Consider the following 18520-nt stretch of genomic DNA (forward strand, 5'->3'; position numbering starts at 1 on the left):
CACGCGCGTCGGCACCGTGGAGCGCATCCGGTGGGCGGGGCCGGGACACCCCGCTAGGCTGACCGGCGTGGAACCCTTCTATCGGACCATCATCGGTGTCGCTCGCACGCTCTTCGCAGCGCAAGGGCTGAAATTCACGGTCACAGGGGAGGAGAACATCCCGGCGACAGGCGGTGCGGTGATCGCGATCAATCACACGGGCTATCTGGATTTCACCTACGCCGGGCTCCCTGCCCGGGTCACCAAGCGGTACGTCCGCTTCATGGCGAAGAAGGAAGTCTTCGACCACAAGATCTCCGGCCCCATGATGCGTGCGATGAAGCACATCCCCGTCGACCGCGGCGACGCCCGCGAGTCGTACCGGCTGGCCGTGGAGGCGCTGCGCGCAGGAGAGCTCGTCGGCGTGTTCCCGGAGGAGACGATCAGCCGCAGTTTCGAACTCAAGGCGTTCCGCTCGGGTGCGGCGCGGATGGCGAACGAAGCCGGCGTCCCGGTGATTCCCATGATCATCTGGGGGTCGCAGCGGGTGTGGACGAAGGGGCACCCGAAGCGGCTGGGACGCACGAACACACCGATCACCATCGAGGTGGGCGCCCCGATCCAGCCGTACGAGCCGGCAACCGAGATGACCGCGCAGCTGCACGCCACCATGGAGACGATGCTGCACAGGGTCCAGGACGCCTACGTCCACGAGCAGGGTGCCTACTGGGTGCCTCGCCGCCTCGGCGGGTCAGCGCCGACGCTCGAGGAGGCGACCGCTCTGGACGAAGCCGCAGCGGCCGAGCGCCGGGCGCGGAAGGCACGCGAGCGTGCCGAGCGTGAAGGTGCGGTGAGCAACGAGCGCGACGACGAGCGCGGTACTTCGGCACAATGACGGAGTGAACGCACAGCCGAGCCGAGAACCGCGTCGGGACGACACACAGGCCCCGCGCCCAGGTCTGGTGGCGACCGACGTCGACGGCACCCTGATCGACGACGCCGAGAAGGTGTCCGATCGAACACGCGCTGCGGTGCACGCGGTGGTCGATTCCGGAACGCCTTTCGTCCTGGCCACCGGCCGTCCACCGCGCTGGATCGCGCCGGTGGTCGACCAGTTGGGCTACGCGCCGATGGCGGTGTGTGCGAACGGCGCGGTGCTCTACGACAGTGCCGCCGACCGCGTGCTCAGCGCCGCGGTACTCGAGGCGGACGAGCTGGCGTGGCTCGCCGAGGTGGCCTCGTCGGTGCTTCCGGGCTGTGGTCTGGCCGCAGAACGAGTGGGGGAGCGGGCTCACGACGCGGCGACGCCGCAGTTCGTCAGCGCCCCCGGATACGAACACGCCTGGTTGAATCCGGACAACACCGAACTCGCCGAGCACGAGGTGATCGGTGAGCCTGCCATCAAGTTGCTCGTCCGCCTCCCCGGCATGACCAGCCGGGAGATGGCGGAGGCCCTCGTTCCGAAACTGCACGGGCTCGTCGACGTCACCTATTCGACCACCCACGGACTCATCGAGATCTCGGCTGCGGGGGTCACGAAGGCCTCCGGTCTACGCGACATGGCGAGGCATCTGGGCGTCTCCCACGACGAACTCGTGGCATTCGGGGACATGCCCAACGACATCCCGATGTTGTCGATGGCCCGTCACGGGGTCGCGATGGAGAACGCCCATCCGGAAGCCAAATCGGTCGCAGACGAAGTCACCGCCACCAACGTCGAGGACGGGGTGGCCCGCGTTCTCGAGCGGTGGTGGCGGTGACTCGTTCGTGCCGGTGCGCCGCGGGTCAGGCCGCGGGCGCCGGCTCGGGTGCCGGTTCCGGCGCAGCGGCCGGTTCGGGTTCGGGCGCAGGGGCGCCCTCGGGCGCGGGTCCTGCGACGTCGGCCGGCTGATCCTGCAACGCCCCGTCGTATGAGTCGTCATAGGCGCGCAGCACCTTTGTCACGACGCCCGTGACTTCGTTGAAGATCAGCGAGCCGAACTCGAAGTCCGAACGCAGACCGTCCGGCACCCTGTACTCGTCGCTGGTGGGCAACCCCAGCTCACCAGCGTCGAGTCCGTCTTTTTCCCATGCCTTGTAGATCTCGCCGAGTACCGTCCATGTTCCACCGTTGGGGGAGGTGTAGATGGCACCGTTGACGAAGTTGACGCGTTCGAAACCGCTCTTGACGGCGGGGAGGATCGTGGTCAGCGCCTGCCCGAGCCGTCCGAGTTCGCCACCCTCGGCGAGCCACTTCTGGACGAGGGGATGACCGGAGAGCTGGATCAGCTGGTCGACCACACCTTCGGCGGTGTCCGCAGACCCGGAGGCCAGGCCTCCGAGATCGACGTCCGGGATGTTCGGCAGCCCTGAGGTCGGCGGATTCGACGGCTGGGGGTTCGAGGGCTGGGGATTCGACGGCACCGGGCCGCCGCCGCCACCCTTCGCCGCAGCTGCGGCGATGTCGCGGATTCTGCCCATCTGACCGTAGGCGCCGTTACCCGGGCAACTGGTGTTACCCACGTCGCGGTGCGCGAAGATGATCGGCAGTTGGACCGCAGTACCGCGCGGGTACGGGGTGAACGACGTGCCCTCGGAGTACATGGTGGTGCGACCCTTGGGATCGAGGCCCGCCCGCGCCAGTCGCCAGCCGAGGAACCGGCCGACCGAATCGATCGCCGCCTGCGGCGGGATCTGGGTGGAGAAGTCGCCCATGATTGCGATGCCGTGGGTGTTCTCGTTGAAACCACCGGCGTGAGCGCCCTGCACGTTGCGTTCGAGGCCGCCGGCACGGCCTTCGAAGATCTGGCCGTACTTGTCCACGAGCGTGTTGTAGCCGATGTCGCACCAGCCGAGGGTCCGTGCGTGGTAGGCGTAGATCGCGCGCACGATCCCGGGGGATTCCGCCATCGAGTAGTTGTTGCTCCCCGCGGTGTGGTGCACGGTCGCGCCGCCGAGCGAGTCGTCGTAGGTGGGATTCTGGCACCGGAGCGACTCGTCGGCGCCCCACTGCCTACGGGTGATCACCTTCAGTCCGGAGCTGCCGAGCGGACTCGCGATGTCGCCGAGCCGTGCGTCGAATTCGCTTGCGCCGGGGGAAATGAGCACGGCGCTGACCGCTTCGGCAGCCGCCTGCAGCGGGTTCTCACGTAACGGCTTGGACGAGGAGGCGGGCACATATCCCAGCTCGGGCGCATCGGCGCCGGGTTCGGCGACGGGTGCGGGTGCTTCGTCGACAGGCGCCGGTGCCTCGGCAGGAGCCTCGGGTGCCGGAGCTTCGGGTGCCGGGGCTTCGGGTGCCGGGGCTTCGGGGGCGGGAGCTTCGGGCGCGGGAGCGGGCGGGGCTTCCGCACCGGCGAGATTCGGTTCGGGGCCGGGGCGCGGCGTGAGCAGCACCTGTACCGCCCGAGTCGCGCCGACATAGATCGGCTCCGTGCCGGAACGCCCTTCGTTCGTGGCGTCGTCGGCGCGCGTCTCGATCGGCTCGGTTGCGGTCCACGGACCCCAGCTGCCGTCTTCCTGCCGAGCGCGGATCAGCGCGTCGGTGGCAGCGACGTCCTCGGCCGCGAGCGCGACGAGGCTGAACGGAGTGTCGCGGGTGAGTTCCTTGACGGTCGCACCGACCCGCTCGACGATCCCGCCGTTCGGGTCGGGCGCGGTGGTGATCTGAGGGAGTCCGTCGACGATCTCGCGGAGATTGAGATCGGGCAGGTTGAGACCGGTCAATTCCTCGAGCGGGATGATCAGGTCGGGCACCGAGGCGAGCACGACTTCCGCGATGTCGGGTGCCACCGCCTCTACGGCGTCGTTGGCAGGCCGGATCTCGGGGGCGGTGCTGGTGAGCCCGGAGACGGCGAAGGGTGTCGCGACGGCCAGGGCGGCGACGGCACCCAGGACGATCGACGGCTTGGGGCGGCGATGCGGCACTGTTGCTTCTCCCTGTCGTTGTGCTCGAGGGGACGGTTCGACTTCGGATCGTCCCTCAGATATCGCTTCCGCAGGCCGAATCGGCCACGAAAGTTGGGTAACACGTGATTCTTGTGTTGCTGTTGTGACTTTTGTTGCCGAGCTCCGTCACTCTTGTCACACTAGACGCAGAAAACCTTAAGCCTCAACCTGAGCTTGAGGATTGGTCGAAAATGTCCGATATATCGCGGATCACGAGTTCGCGCCGCAAGTGACTACGAGGGAGCAACGTCATGGCAGGACAGTCCGTCGGGCGCAGGGGCAAGATCCGGAGACGGCGCATCATCGTCGGCAGACCGCTGCGGAACGGATGGCGTCCATCCATCGCTCGTGCTGCCGCGCTCGGGATTGCTCCCGCCGTGCTCGTGGGAGCCGGCCTGGGGGTGCTCGTTCAAGGAAACGCTGCGACACCCGGTGTCGTCCAAGCGGTTTCGGCCGACACGCCGTTCACGTTCAGCGGCTTCGGTCACGGCCACGGTCGCGGTATGGGGCAGTGGGGCGCCTACGGCTACGCCCAGGACGGATGGACCGCCGAGCGGATCATCGCGCACTACTACGGCGGCACCGAACTCGGCACCGTCGAAGATTCGATGATCGCGGTCCGCCTCGTCGGACGCGACGATCAAACTCTCGATGTCTTCTCCGATGTCGGAATGATCGTCGCCGGGCGGCAGCTCGCGCCCGGTGAGGCGGCCCACCTGACCCCCACTCCGGACGGTGGGGCGAACGTCGTCGTCACCGCAGGATGCAGTGGTGAGGTGCTGTGGCAGACCGCCACCGACCTGCCGTGGGTGGACCCGATCGACCTCGGCGAAGACCGGCCCGCGAACGAACACCTCACCATGTGCTCGGACGACAGGACCTATCGCGGTGCTCTCGGTGTGGTGCTCGACGGCGCTGCCCCGCGCACCGTCAACCGTCTCCACGTGGAGGACTACCTGCGCAGCGTCGTTCCGGCCGAGGCGCTGCCCGGTTGGGCGGACACCGGAGGCAGTGAGGCTCTGCGAGCGCAGGCCATCGCGGCACGGTCCTACGCGCTCGCCGAGAAGCGTCACGAGAAGTGGCAGACCTGCGACACCACCGACTGCCAGGTCTACGGCGGATCGGGTGTCGAGGATCCGCGCACGGACGACGGTGTGAGCACCACCCGCGGAACCGTCCTCATGAAGGACGGCGAGGTCGTACGCAGCGAGTTCTCCGCGTCCACCGGTGGATACTCGGCAGGCGGTACCTTCCCGCCTGTCGAGGACGCGGGCGACAAGGTTGCACCGAACCGCGAATGGGCCAAGACCTTCACCGCTGCCGAGATCGGCAGCAAGTTCGGCGTCGGCGACCTGCAAGCCTTCGAGGTGCTCGCCCGTAACAATCTCGGCGCCGAAGGTGGGCGCGTGACCCGCGTCCGCGTGGTCGGCTCCGACCGCACCATCGAGACGACCGGTGCCGAGGCGCGGACCCGCCTGGGGTTGCGCTCCGACTGGTTCACCGTGAAGGAAGGCATCGACGAGGACGCACCCGAATCTGCCCCGGTGGCCGAACCCGGCCCGGAGGTCGGCATCGACCCCTTCGGCAGCGGCACCGGGACCTCTCCCATCGAACAGGCTTATCTGGACCTCGGCGGCGTCGAGAGTGTGCTCGGCGCACCCCTCGGCCCCGAACTGATGCTGCCCGACGAGATCGGCAAGTTCCGGATCTTCACCGGTGGTGCCATCGTGTGGACGCCGGAACTCGGAGCTCAAGTGATCGACGCGAGCTTCCTGCAGGACTGGTTCCCGAGCACCGGTAGCGCCGAGTAACCCGACCGCACACATCGACCGGCCGGTCGCCCGAACAGGGCGGCCGGCCGGTGACGTCGTCACACCTCGGCGACGAGCGTTGACATTGACGCAACGTCAAGATGCACGCTGGTCGCAGTCGGAAGGAAGAGGTGAGGACGTGCCGCGCGAGTGGTCCATCCAGGAACTGGCCCGAGCTGCGGGCGTCACCAGTCGTACCCTGCGTCACTACGGCCAGGTCGGCGTGTTGCCGCCGTGCCGCACCGGCAGCAACGGCATGCGGTTCTACGACGAGGATGCCCTCGTGCGACTCCAGCGCATCCTGCTGCTCCGCGATCTCGGACTCGCGTTGCCCGCGATCAGGGAGGTGCTCGTCGGGCAGGACGACACCGCGACCGCGCTGCGTACCCACCTCGACCTGCTCGAACACGAGCGCCGGCAATTGGACCGCCGCATCGAGGCGGTTCGAACCACCTTGGCGAAGACGGAGAGAGGAGAGGGACTCGTGGCAGACGAAGTGTTCGACGGGTTCGACCACCGCCGGTACCGGGAGGAAGTGATCGAGCGGTGGGGCGAACGGGCCTACGACGACAGCAACCGCTGGTGGCACAGCCTGGGCGACGACGAGCGCAGTGCCTGGGCGACACAGGTCGAACAGCTGAACCGCGACTGGACCGCTGCGGCGGAGGCCGGACTGGATCCGGCCGGCCCCGAGGCGCAGGAGCTCGCTCGGCGGCACGTCGAGTGGTTGGCGTCGATCCCCGGCACCCCGGGGCACAGCACGCCGGAAGGGAGCTCGCGGGAGTACGTGCTCGGACTCGCCGACATGTACGTCGAGGACGAGCGTTTCGCAGCGAACTACGGGGGCCGGAAGGGGGCCGAATTCGTTCGTGCCGCACTTGCCCGGTACGTGTGATTGTGATCGCCCTCTCGGTCCGGCCGGACCGAGAGGGCACCACCGCGCGGTAGTCGCATACCCTGGTCTCCCGTGACTGCTGCATCAGCGCCCCAGCCCTCCACCGGTGAGTACGACCTGATCGTCGTCGGCTCCGGATTCTTCGGACTGACGATCGCCGAGCGCGCGGCCACGCAGCTCGGGAAGCGCGTGCTCGTTGTCGAGCGTCGCCACCACCTCGGTGGCAACGCGTACTCCGAGCCCGAACCGGAAACCGGGATCGAGATCCACAAGTACGGTGCCCACCTTTTCCACACATCCAACAAGCGGGTGTGGGACTACGTGAACCAGTTCACCGACTTCACGAACTATCAACACCGCGTGTTCGCGATGCACAAGGGCCAGGCCTACCAGTTCCCCATGGGCCTCGGACTTGTGGCGCAGTTCTTCGGCCGGTACTTCAGCCCCGACGAGGCGCGTGCCCTCATCAGGGAGCAGGCCGCCGAGATCGACACGGCCGATGCAAAGAACCTCGAGGAGAAGGCGATCTCCCTGATCGGCCGCCCCCTGTACGAAGCGTTCGTCCGCGACTACACGGCGAAGCAGTGGCAGACCGACCCGAAGGAACTGCCTGCCGGCAACATCACGCGGCTGCCCGTCCGCTACACCTTCGACAACCGCTACTTCAACGACACTTACGAGGGCCTGCCGGTCGACGGCTATACGGCATGGCTCGAGAAGATGGCCGAGGACGAGCGGATCGAGGTCCGCCTCGACACCGACTGGTTCGAGGTGCGTGAGGAGATCCGCGCCGCGAGCCCCGACGCCCCCGTCGTCTACACCGGACCCCTCGACCGCTACTTCGACTACTCCGAGGGCCGGCTCGGATGGCGCACCCTCGACTTCGAAACCGAGGTGCTTCCGACGGGTGATTTCCAGGGGACCCCCGTCATGAACTACAACGATGCCGACGTGCCGTACACCCGGATCCACGAGTTCCGGCACTTCCATCCCGAGCGCGACACGTACCCGGCCGACAAGACGGTCATCATGCGCGAGTACTCGCGTTTCGCCGAGAACGACGACGAGCCGTACTACCCGATCAACACCTCCGAGGACCGCGAGAAGCTCAATGCCTACCGCGCCCTCGCGAAGCAGGAAGCAGCGGAGAACAAGGTGCTCTTCGGTGGCCGCCTCGGCACCTACCAGTACCTCGACATGCACATGGCGATCGCGAGTGCGCTGTCGATGTTCGACAACGTCCTCACGCCGCACTTCGAATCGGGCGCACCCATCGCCGGGGACGCGTCGTGAGCGCCGCGAAGCATGCGGCGACGGTGAGCGCTTCCGCCCCCGTCTCCGAGGACGGACTGCTCGGGCGGTCGTTGCTGCAGCGCATCATCCTGCCGCGGCCGGGTGAGCCTCTCGACGTGCGCACCCTCTATCTCGAGGAGTCGCCGACCAACGCGCGTCGCGCACATGCCACGAGTCGGACGACGCTCGCGATCGGCGCGGAGTCCGAGGTGTCGCTGTGTACCTACTTCAATGCGCTGCCCGCGAGCTACTGGCGTCGCTGGAGCACCCTCGATTCGGTGGTGCTGCGACTCGAACTCACCGGTCACGGCCGCGTCGACCTCTACCGCAGCAAGGCGGATTCGAGCCGCATCCACGTCACCGGGCGTGAGTTCCGTGGAACGGAGACGATCGTCGAGGTCGAAGCCGACCTGGGTCCCTTCGAGGACGGCGGCTGGATGTGGTTCGACATCACCACCGACAGCGAGGTCACCCTGCACGCCGCCGGCTGGTACGCGCCCGTCGAGGCGCCCGGCCGTGCGTCGGTCGCGGTGGGCATCCCGACCTTCAACCGTCCGGCGGACTGCGTGAAGGCCTTGCGTGCGCTCGCGTCCGACCCGCTGGTGATGGACGTCGTCGACGCCGTCATCATTCCGGACCAGGGCACCCGCAAGGTGCGCGACGAAGCCGATTTCGCCGAGGTGGCCGAGCCGTTCGGCGACCGTCTCGTGATCCACGACCAGGCGAATCTCGGCGGCTCCGGTGGTTACAGCCGCATCATGTACGAGGCGCTGAAGACCACCTCCAGCCCGTACATCCTGTTCATGGACGACGACATCGAGATCGAGCCCGACTCGATCCTGCGTGCTCTGGCACTGTCGCGCTTCGCGAAGAAGCCGATGCTGGTCGGCGGACAGATGCTCAACCTGCAGGAACGCAGCCACCTGCACACGATGGGTGAGGTCATCCACCGCTCGAACTTCATGTGGGGTGCTGCCCCGAACGTCGAGTACGACCACGACTTCGCTGCCAAGCCGTTGCGCGACCGGGAGAACTCGAAGCTTCTGCACCGCCGCATCGACGTGGATTTCAACGGCTGGTGGATGTGCATGATCCCGCGCGTCGTCGCGGAGGAGATCGGGCAGCCGTTGCCGCTGTTCATCAAGTGGGACGACGCCGAGTACGGCCTGCGGGCCCGCGAGGCCGGCTATCCGACGGTGACGATGCCGGGCGCCGCGATCTGGCACATGGCGTGGAGCGACAAGGACGATGCCATCGACTGGCAGGCGTATTTCCACCTGCGCAACCGGCTCGTCGTGGCCGCGCTGCACCAGCACGGCGATGCCAAGCCGATGGTGCTCGACACGATCAAGGCCACGATCAAGCACCTCGTGTGCCTCGAGTACTCCACGGTCGCGATCCAGAACAAGGCCATCGAGGACTTCCTCGCCGGGCCGGAGAACCTGTTCGAACTGTTGCCGCGTGCTCTCGGCGAGGTACACGCCCTGCGGAAGAACTTCCCCGACGCCGTCGTGCTGCCGTCGTCGACCGAGCTTCCGATGGCATCCGGCGCAGAGGTCGGCGGCGTCGGGCTGCCCGAGGGAGCGGTCGCAAAGGTCAAGCGTCTCGCCAAGGGCGTGGTGCACAACCTGCGCCCCGAGAACCGGGAGCACCACGAACGTCCTCAGCTGAACGTCCCGACCATCGATGCGCGGTGGTTCCTGCTCTCGCAGGTGGACGGCGTGACGGTCACCACGGCGGACGGCCGAGGTGTCGTCTACCGTAAGCGCGACCGTGCGCAGGCACAGGCATTGCTCACGGAGGCGCTCCGGTTGCGCCGCGAGCTCGCGCGCCGGTTCCCCGAGATGAAGAAGCGATACCGGGACGCTGTTCCCGCCCTGACGAGCAAGGAGGAGTGGGAGCGTGTCTTCGGTATCGGCAACTGACAGCGCTGCTGTGCCCGCAGCCGGCAACACCGCGGCGCCCGCAGACGACGGTGCAGCGACACGTCACTGGCGGAGCACCGACACCGAGGTTCGGGTGCTGCAGACCGTGCAGGCCACCGCTGGTGCCGTGCCCGCCGCGACGACTGTCGCCCGCGGCATGTCGCACTTCGGTGAACACGCCCTCGGCTGGATCGCGATCGGCGCCGCGGGCGCCCTCCTCGACCGTCCCCGTCGTCGCAAGTGGGCGAGCGTGGCAGTCGGAGCATTCGGTGCACACGCGGCCTCCGTCGTGATCAAGCGGGTCGTACGGCGGCCGCGACCGGTGGACCCGACCGTGCAGGTCAACGTGTCCACGCCGAGTCGACTGAGCTTCCCGTCGTCGCATGTGACCTCCACGACCGCGGCGGCCGTGCTGCTCGCCCGTACGACCGGGCTACCCTTTCCCGCGGTGCTCGTGCCGCCCATGATGCTGTCCCGCCTCGTGCTGGGCGTGCACTATCCGACGGATGTCCTGGCGGGTGCGGCACTCGGTGCGGCGTCCGCGGCCGTCGTGGCGCGGGCAGAGAAGAAGTGGGGAGAGCGATGAGCGAGGATCCGGCGCCGGTCAAGGAAGTGCCCAAGAGCCTGGGCGCCGGGATCGTCAAGGCGGTCCGTCCCCGGCAGTGGGTCAAGAACGTCCTGGTGCTCGCGGCCCCGATGGCGGCCGGTTCGGTGACCCAGGTCGATGTGCTGCTGCCTGTCGCTCTCGCCTTCGTGGTGTTCTGTATGGCCGCCTCGGGAATCTATCTCGTCAACGACGCGATGGACGTCGAGGCCGACCGCGCGCATCCCACCAAGCGGTTCCGGCCCATCGCGGCCGGGGTTCTGCCGGTCCGCCTGGCCTACATCATGGCTGTGGTGCTGCTCGTCGGCTCCATCCTGCTGTCCTTCCTGGCGAACTGGCAGCTCGCTGTGGTCATGGCGGTCTACATCGTGATCCAGCTCGCGTACTGCTTCGGGCTCAAACACCAGGCAGTACTCGACATCTGCATCGTCTCGTCGGGCTTCCTGATCCGGGCGATCGCCGGTGGTGTGGCCGCCGAGATTCCGCTCTCGCAGTGGTTCCTGCTGATCATGGCGTTCGGGTCGCTGTTCATGGCCGCGGGCAAGCGCTACGCCGAGTTGCGTCTCGCGACCCGCACCGGCGCGAAGATCCGCAAGTCGCTCGAGTACTACACCGAGACCTATCTGCGGTTCGTGTGGACCGTCGCCGCGACCGCCGTCGTGCTCTGCTACGGCCTGTGGGCATTCGAGCAGGACAACGTCGCCGGATCCAACTGGTACGCGATCTCGATGATTCCGTTCGTCGTCGCGATCCTGCGCTACGCGGTCGACGTCGACGGAGGTGAAGCCGGCGAACCCGAGGAGATCGCGCTGAAGGACCGGGTGCTGCAGTTGCTCGCGGTGGTGTGGATCCTGGTGGTCGGCGGTGCTGTCTACCTCTTCTGACGTCGTGCGCGGCGTCCACGACACGGAAGGCGGGCCGTCCCGAACGGTCCGCCCTGTTCGACGCGATCGCTTCGCCGGTGGCGTCTTCGCCGCAGGCGTGGTCGTCGCCGCGCTCCTGATGTTCTGGGGGGCATGGGAGCGGCGCTGGATCGCCGATGACGGACTCATCGTTCTGCGGACCGTGCGCAACCTCCTCGCCGGCAACGGGCCGGTATTCAACGTGGGAGAGCGCGTCGAGGCCAACACCTCTACCGCGTGGACGTACATCGTCTACGCGGGTGCATGGCTCACCGGGATCCGCCTCGAATACGTCGTGCTCACGATCGCGCTCGTGTTGTCGACGACTGCGGTCGTCCTCGCGATGTTCGGCGCCGCACGGCTGTACCGGTGGCGCCTGCGTGCCGCTTCGGGAACGGTGCTGCTCCTGCCGGCCGGTGTTCTCGTCTACATCGCGGTGCCCCCGGCCCGCGACTTCGCGACCTCCGGTCTCGAATCCTGCCTGGTGATCGCCTGGCTCGGTCTGCTGTGGCTGCTCATGGTCCGGTGGGCGACCCCCGATCCGGGTAGGGAGGGCTCCCTCCCGGGAACGCTGCCCATCCTTGCTACTGCCTTCGTCGCCGGACTCGGCCCGCTCGTGCGGCCCGAAATGGCGATCGTGGCGGTGCTGGCGCTCGCGATGCTGTTCCTCGCGCCGGGGCTCGACCTGCGTGTCCGGATCGCGATGGTGGGGGTGGCAGGCGCAGTTCCGGTCGGGTACCAGATCTGGCGCATGGGTTACTACGGCCTGCCCTATCCCAACACGGCGGTCGCCAAGGACGCCGGCGGTGCCAAGTGGTCGCAGGGATTCGAATATCTCGGCAACCTCGTCTCCCCGTATCTGTTGTGGTTGCCGTTGCTGTTGCTCGTAGGCCTTGTCGTGCTGGTCCTGGCGAGCAGTCGCGAAGCTGCCGATCGCACCGTATCTGCCGCCCGCCCGGATCTACGCGACGTGCGGGCCGCGCTCGCCTGGGGGCAGAACCTGCTGCGCACGCCGACCGCCGTGGTCGTGCTGTTTCTCGGCTCGGGTCTGCTCCTGGCGCTGTACTCGTTGCGGGTGGGTGGCGACTTCATGCACGGCCGTGTTCTCCTTCCACCGCTGTTCTGCCTGCTCCTGCCGGTCGCGGTCGTGCCCCTGCGGATACCGGCACGCGCCGAGATGGGGAACAACCGTCCCACGCAGGTGGCGGGCGCACTGGGCCTGCTGTGGTTCGGCACCGTGGTGTGGGCGGCGTTCGCGGCCAATACCACCGGGATGACCGAGGGGGCCGTGGTGGGCCGTTCGGGCATCGTGGACGAGCGCGCCTTCTACGCCCTCAATACCGGGCACTTGCATCCCATCCGTGCGGACGACTACCTCGACTATCCGCGCATGCGCGCGATGACGGAAGCGATCGCCGCCACCCCTGATGGGGGGCTGCTGCTGCCTACGCCGTCCTACGACGCCTGGGACGTGGTGCCGCCGCCGGAGCCGATCCCGCCGGGAGGGGCCGGGCACACCGTGTTCTTCCTGAATCTCGGCATGACCAGTATGAATACCGGACTGGACGTACGGGTCGTCGACCAGATGGGCCTGGCCTATCCACTCGCGGCGCACACCGAGCGTCTCGAGGACGGGCGTATCGGCCACGACAAGATCCTGTTCCCGGACTGGGTGGTCGCCGATTCGGGCATGGTCGACGTGCATCCGTGGCTGCCCGGTTACCTGGACGAAGACTGGGTGGCGATGGCGAAGACGGCGCTGACCTGTCCCGAGACGCGGGAACTGCTGGATTCGTCGAGCGCCGAGCTGACCTGGCCGCTGTTCAAGCGGAATCTGCGCAATGCCTTCGAGTACGCCTCGTACCGGATCGATCGGGTGCCCGAATACGAGATCCAGCGTTGTGATCTGCCTATGCCCCCGCCGCGCGGATGAGGGGGAGCAACGGGATCGACTTGGCCCCCCCGAATGGTCTCGATAAGATGCACGCTGCATCACGGATGCGTAACTTTCCGGCAGCACCGGCTTGATCTTCGGGTCAAGAGGTGCCCAAGAGCTGTTGAAACATGGGTTTGTCAGAGATCACGCGGTCCTTTACAGTTTTGACCGCAGTGTGACTTGGGGCGGCCTCCCGCGGTCGTCTTCGCCGGAATCCGGGGGACGCGAACGCGGACGCCGCAGACGAGAAAGAGAGCATTGTTCATGCGTTTTGTCCCGAGGTTGAGGCAGGGCCTTCGCCGGCGACTGCTCGGCACCGCCGCCGCGGCTCTGGTCCTCCCCGTGGCCGCCGGTCTGGTCGGAACCACCGCCGCCGTCGCCGCACCGGCGCAGGGAGCGCCGGTCTCGCACCGCGCGCCTGCCGGAGGCTTCGAAGAGGTCTTCGTCGACTCCGACATGGGCCCGATCAAGGTGCAGATCCAGTGGGCAGCGCGCGGTGGTGACGCAGCGCTCTACATGCTCGACGGCCTGCGCGCACGGGACGACGCGAACGCCTGGTCGTTCGAGACGAACGCGCTGCAGCAGTTCGCGAACGACAACGTGAGCCTGATCATGCCGGTCGGTGGACAGTCGAGCTTCTACACCGACTGGTACGCACCCTCCAATCTGAACAAGCAGGACGTCACCTACAAGTGGGAGACCTTCCTGACTCAGCAGCTGCCCGACTACCTCGCCACCCGCGGTGTCTCGCGTAACAACAACGGCATCGTCGGCCTGTCGATGGGTGGCTCGGCCGCGCTGACCCTGGCTGCTTACCACCGCGACCAGTTCAAGTTCGCGTCGTCGCTGTCCGGTTACCTGAACCTGTCGGCGCCCGGCATGCGTGAGGCCATCCGCGTCGCGATGCTCGACGCCGGTCGCTTCAACGTCGACGCGATGTGGGGCCCGCCGTGGAGCCCGGCCTGGCTGCGCAACGACCCGTTCGTCTTCGCACCGAAGCTCGAGGGCCTCTCGCTGTACATCTCGGCAGCCAGTGGTCTGCCCGGCCAGCACGACAACCCGAAGGGCTTCGTCGGCTACTACAACACCGCCAACGGCATGGCGCTCGAGGCTCTGTCCCTCGCGCAGACCCGCGCGTTCCAGGTCAAGCTCGCCACGCTGGGCATCCCCGCGACCTTCGACTTCCCGGCGCGCGGCACGCACGCCTGGAAGTACTGGGAGGATCAGCTGTGGAAGGCACGTCCGCAGATCCTGGAGGCGCTCAACGCGTTCTGATCTCCCGGTCCGCACTGCTCGAACGGCGTCGCCCGCTCACCGATCAGGTGAGCGGGCGGCGCCGTTTTCTGTAACGATTTCCTCACCGGTCACAGCGCGGCACCCCCGAATAGGTGTGAATTCGGTGTAGAACACATTCAGGCCTCCGGTACCGCAGGGGATCACATCCAGCCGGGGACGCACTGCCACTTTTGCCGTCGCGGTCCGCTCGAACCCGCACACGGCAGGGAATCCGGCAACGCAGAAAGTGAGCGATGCAGATGCGAACTGAGCTCGAGCACGGCGAACGACCGACGGAGCCGCGCAGGAATGCGGCTCGCGTCGGGGGTGCGCGAAGTGGCAGGTCCCGCGCGTTCGCACTGATCGCGGCTGCCCTCGTCGTGCCGGTCGGGGCAGGCCTGACCACCGTCTCGGTGGCCGCCGCCGATCCGCTCATCGCGCACTCCGACCCTGCGAGCACTGCCGGGGCGACCGTCCGCTCGGTCGATTGGCTCACCGACCGGCGGGTCGCACTGTGGATCGACTCGCCGTCGATGGGTACGCCGATCCAGGTGCAGTTGCTGCTCGCCCGCGACTGGAACCGCAAGCCCGACGCACGCTTCCCGTCGGTGTTCATGCTCGACGGCATGCGGGCGCGCGATGACGAGAGCGGCTGGACGCTGGAGACGGACGCAGAGTCCTTCTTCGCGGACAAGAACGTCAACGTCGTGCTGCCGGTCGGAGGGCAGTCGAGTTTCTATTCGGACTGGATCGACCAGAACAACGGGCAGAACTACAAGTGGGAGACCTTTCTCACCGAGGAACTGCCGCCGATTCTCGAGCGCGACTGGCGCACGACCGACAAGCGCGGTGTGGTCGGCCTGTCGATGGGCGGCACCGCCGCGATGTTCCTGCCCGCCCGCAATCCGGGCTTCGCCCAGTTTGCGGCGTCACTGTCCGGCATCCTCACCACGACCACGCTCGGCATGCCCGAGGCGATCCATTATGCGATGCAGGACGCCGGTGGTTTCGACTCCGATGCGATGTGGGGGCCTCCGGGTGGCGAGGGCTGGGAAGCCCACGACCCCTACCTGCTCGCCGACAAGCTGAAGGGCGTGAGCCTGTACGTGTCGAGCGGTAGTGGCACGGCCGGCCCGTACGACGATCCGGCGAGTGTCCCCGGGGTGAGCACGAACTACGCCGGGATGGGCCTCGAGATCCTTTCGCGGCTGACCTCGCAGGCCTTCGCCACGAAGCTGAAGAAGCAGGGCATTCCCGCGCAGATCGTGTACCGGCCGTCGGGTACCCACACGTGGAAGTACTGGGAGTTCGAACTCCACCAATTGTGGCCGCAGTTGGCCAACACCCTCGGTGTGGAGGTCGAAAAGCCCGAGTGCACGTCCGGCGGATCTTTCGGTGACGTCGCGAACGCGAACGCCTGGCTCGGCGACTGTCTCACTCCCGAGTACGACATCGCGGGCGGAAAGGTGCAGGACTTCCGATTCGGGCGCGTCTTCTCGTCCGAGGGTGTGACCGTGCCGGTGGCGGGTGCGATCGGCGGCGTCTACCAGGGCGCGGGCGGCCCAGCGGGTCCGCTCGGCTTCCCCACCACCGAGGAACGGGTCGCTGCCGACGGGCGCGGGCGTTTCAATCACTTCCGCAACGGCGCGATCTACTGGACGCCCGAGCACGGCGCTCGCGCGGTGCGAGGAGCGATCTTCGAGGAATGGAAGAACCAGGGCTGGGAGAGCGGGCCGCTCGGCTACCCGGTCCTCGACGAGGCAGCGACACCCGACGACCGGGGTGCCGTGCAGGGCTTCGAGTCGGGCGCCATGTACTGGAGCGAGGACACGGGCGCGCACGCGGTTCAGGGAATGATCCTCGGCAAGTACGCCGAACTCGGCTACGAGACGGGCGTGCTGGGCTACCCGACGAACAGCGAGGTACTCGCGGGTCCCGACGGCCGTTTCGGTGAGTTCCAGCACGGACGCATCTACTGGAGTCCGCTCACCGGAGCATGGCCGGTTCGAGGAAGGATCCTCGAGGCCTGGCTCGCGGAGGGCGGGGAGAGTGGGCGTCTCGGCTTCCCGGTCAGCGACGAATTCCCGCTCGACAATGGCGAGGGGGTCCGGCAGAACTTCCGGAACGGCTTCGTCACGCTCGTCGGCGATGAGGTGACGCTGCAGCCCTGATCGAACGGGGAGAGCGCGGGCCCGGCCCGTGCGACCGGGGAGGCGGGACGCTCCTACCGGCCGCACGGGCCGCTCTGTAGCCTGGGCGCATCTGCCCAAGCTCGACATCCGGATGTGAGGACACCACTACATGCCTGCACGCACCCGCTCGCGTTCGACCCGCGTCTTCGGCGCACTCGCTGCGGCACTGACCGCCACGGCCGTTCTGTCCGCGTGCGGAAGCGACGATTCCACCGCGACGAACACGCCGACGACGTCTGCCACCACCTCGACGTCGACCTCGACCTCCACCTCCGAAGCGGCCGAGACGTCCACCACGGACGCTGCGGAAGAGACGGAGACCACGGGCGGCGCAGACACGAGCGACGCACAGCAGGCTCCCGCCTCGCCCGACGCAGAAGGTGACAGCGGGGCAGGCGCGGCGCCGGCTCCTGCACCCGGCACGCAGGCCTTCCTGGACGGTCTGCGCGCAGAAGGTGTCGAGCCCAACGACGAGGCCGGTGCCGTGAACATCGCCGACTACATCTGCAGCGCCCAGGCGCAGGGTGGGTCGACCGACGAGATCAAGGTTTTCGTCACCGCGTTGGTGGGTAGTGATGCTGCTGCCGGTGGTGTCGAGTTGACGGAGGAGGAAGCCTCGTCGACCGCCGACACCTACATCACCGTTGCCGGTGAGACCTACTGCAACTAGGAACGCGGGGACAGCACGAGATGGTCGGGACGAAGCGGCGTCGTGGACGCAGGATCGTGGTCGTAGGGGCGCTGCTCGTCCTGGCGATCGTGCTGTTGCTCTGGTATCTGCTCGCAGGACGGTTGGACCTGCCCTCGCCTGTTCCCACCCCACCGGGGCGGGAGGAGCCGCAGTCGCAGCCGGCCTCGTGTCCCGACGTGCAGGTCGTCGCGGTCCCGGGAACGTGGGAGTCGGCGGTCGGCGACGATCCCTACGCTCCCGCCGCGAATCCGTACTCGCTCATGCTCAACGTGACGCGACCCCTGCAGGAGCGGTTCGACGCCCAGCGTGCCGACGTCTACACCGTGCCGTACGTCGCGCAGTTCTCGAATCCGATTGCGCTTCCGCCGGACGGCCAGCAGTCCTACAACAACAGTCGCGGTGAGGGATTTGCGGCGACCACCGACATCCTGGCGCGACGCTCGGCCGAGTGCCCGCTCACTACTTACGTGCTCACGGGATTCTCCCAGGGCGCGGTGATCGTGGGCGACATCGCCGCGCAGATCGGTGCCGGCAACGGTCCGGTCCCCGCCGACCGGGTACTCGGTGTCGCGCTCATCGCCGACGGGCGGCGGGACGGGGTCTCGGGCACCGACATCGGTGCGCCCGTCGCGGGGGTCGGGGCCGAATTGTCGCTCGACGGCCTGCGACTGCCGGGTATCACGATGACCGGCGCACGTCCGGGCGGTTTCGGGCAGCTCGACGACCGCACCGTACAGATCTGTGCGCCTACCGACAGCATCTGCGACGCGCCGCCGAACGCGCTCAATCCCGCGAACTGGATGTCGGCCGCTCCGCGCCTGCTCGAGTACGTCAACAACCCGATCCATGCGATGTACAACACCTACGTGGTGGATGAGAACGGCACGACCGCGACGCAGTGGATCGCGAACTGGGCTGCGGAGAAGATCGAGGGTGCTCCGAGACCGGCCGAGGAGTGAGACGGTCTCCCCGCTGGTGACCGTAACCACACATTACTCGGCGGTAGTGTCCGATTTCACCACCCGGTACACTCGACCGATGGGCTGCCTTTAGACTCATCCCTCGGCTGCGTGCCCGGCCGTCCGGGATC

General features: G+C 67.5%; 14 protein-coding genes. 13 read left to right on the forward strand and 1 reads right to left on the reverse strand.

What is annotated here, in order from left to right:
* Positions 1-67: 67 nt before the first annotated feature.
* Positions 68-874, forward strand: coding sequence for a lysophospholipid acyltransferase family protein (locus ABZ789_RS05420; protein ID WP_358420027.1), 807 nt, complete (start codon positions 68-70; stop codon positions 872-874).
* A 4-nt stretch (positions 875-878) separates the two neighbouring features.
* On the forward strand, positions 879-1739 hold the full coding sequence (locus ABZ789_RS05425; protein WP_358420030.1) for an HAD family hydrolase: 861 nt from the start codon (positions 879-881) through the stop codon (positions 1737-1739).
* Positions 1740-1764: 25 nt separating this feature from the next.
* On the opposite strand, the gene ABZ789_RS05430 is transcribed toward ABZ789_RS05425, so the two are convergent.
* Positions 1765-3885, reverse strand: coding sequence for an N-acetylmuramoyl-L-alanine amidase (locus tag ABZ789_RS05430; RefSeq protein WP_358420032.1), 2121 nt, complete (start codon positions 3883-3885; stop codon positions 1765-1767).
* A gap of 272 nt (positions 3886-4157) precedes the next feature.
* Here ABZ789_RS05430 and ABZ789_RS05435 point away from each other — a divergent pair, with 272 nt between their 5' ends.
* From ABZ789_RS05435 to ABZ789_RS05485, 11 genes are all read left to right on the forward strand, one after another.
* Positions 4158-5717 carry a SpoIID/LytB domain-containing protein gene (locus tag ABZ789_RS05435; RefSeq protein WP_358420035.1) on the forward strand — a complete coding sequence of 520 codons (1560 nt, stop codon included), beginning with the start codon at positions 4158-4160 and terminating at the stop codon, positions 5715-5717.
* A gap of 139 nt (positions 5718-5856) precedes the next feature.
* Positions 5857-6612 carry a MerR family transcriptional regulator gene (locus tag ABZ789_RS05440; protein ID WP_358420038.1) on the forward strand — a complete coding sequence of 252 codons (756 nt, stop codon included), beginning with the start codon at positions 5857-5859 and terminating at the stop codon, positions 6610-6612.
* A gap of 72 nt (positions 6613-6684) precedes the next feature.
* Positions 6685-7905, forward strand: coding sequence for a UDP-galactopyranose mutase (glf, locus tag ABZ789_RS05445; protein ID WP_358420041.1), 1221 nt, complete (start codon positions 6685-6687; stop codon positions 7903-7905).
* Positions 7906-7928: 23 nt separating this feature from the next.
* Positions 7929-9830 carry a glycosyltransferase gene (locus ABZ789_RS05450; protein WP_358420225.1) on the forward strand — a complete coding sequence of 634 codons (1902 nt, stop codon included), beginning with the start codon at positions 7929-7931 and terminating at the stop codon, positions 9828-9830.
* Positions 9831-9924: 94 nt separating this feature from the next.
* Positions 9925-10416: a phosphatase PAP2 family protein gene (locus ABZ789_RS05455; RefSeq protein ID WP_358420228.1), complete on the forward strand. Its 492-nt coding sequence runs from the start codon at positions 9925-9927 to the stop codon at positions 10414-10416.
* On the forward strand, positions 10413-11318 hold the full coding sequence (locus ABZ789_RS05460) for a decaprenyl-phosphate phosphoribosyltransferase (RefSeq protein WP_358420044.1): 906 nt from the start codon (positions 10413-10415) through the stop codon (positions 11316-11318). The genes ABZ789_RS05455 and ABZ789_RS05460 overlap by 4 nt, the downstream gene beginning before the upstream one ends.
* A 4-nt stretch (positions 11319-11322) precedes the next feature.
* Positions 11323-13269 carry a flagellar motor control protein ZomB gene (zomB, locus tag ABZ789_RS05465; RefSeq protein ID WP_358420047.1) on the forward strand — a complete coding sequence of 649 codons (1947 nt, stop codon included), beginning with the start codon at positions 11323-11325 and terminating at the stop codon, positions 13267-13269.
* A 267-nt stretch (positions 13270-13536) separates the two neighbouring features.
* On the forward strand, positions 13537-14547 hold the full coding sequence (locus tag ABZ789_RS05470) for an alpha/beta hydrolase family protein (RefSeq protein WP_358420050.1): 1011 nt from the start codon (positions 13537-13539) through the stop codon (positions 14545-14547).
* 254 nt (positions 14548-14801) lie between these two features.
* Positions 14802-16718 carry an alpha/beta hydrolase-fold protein gene (locus tag ABZ789_RS05475; protein WP_358420052.1) on the forward strand — a complete coding sequence of 639 codons (1917 nt, stop codon included), beginning with the start codon at positions 14802-14804 and terminating at the stop codon, positions 16716-16718.
* 130 nt (positions 16719-16848) lie between these two features.
* A complete protein-coding gene (locus ABZ789_RS05480) occupies positions 16849-17409 on the forward strand; it encodes a DUF732 domain-containing protein (RefSeq protein WP_358420055.1) in 561 nt (186 codons plus the stop codon).
* 20 nt (positions 17410-17429) lie between these two features.
* Entirely contained in the window at positions 17430-18389 is a 960-nt protein-coding gene (locus ABZ789_RS05485) for a cutinase family protein (RefSeq protein ID WP_358420058.1), read from the forward strand.
* Positions 18390-18520: the final 131 nt, after the last annotated feature.

Source organism: Rhodococcus sp. NPDC047139 (genome assembly GCF_040643435.1).
Lineage (GTDB): Bacteria > Actinomycetota > Actinomycetes > Mycobacteriales > Mycobacteriaceae > Rhodococcus.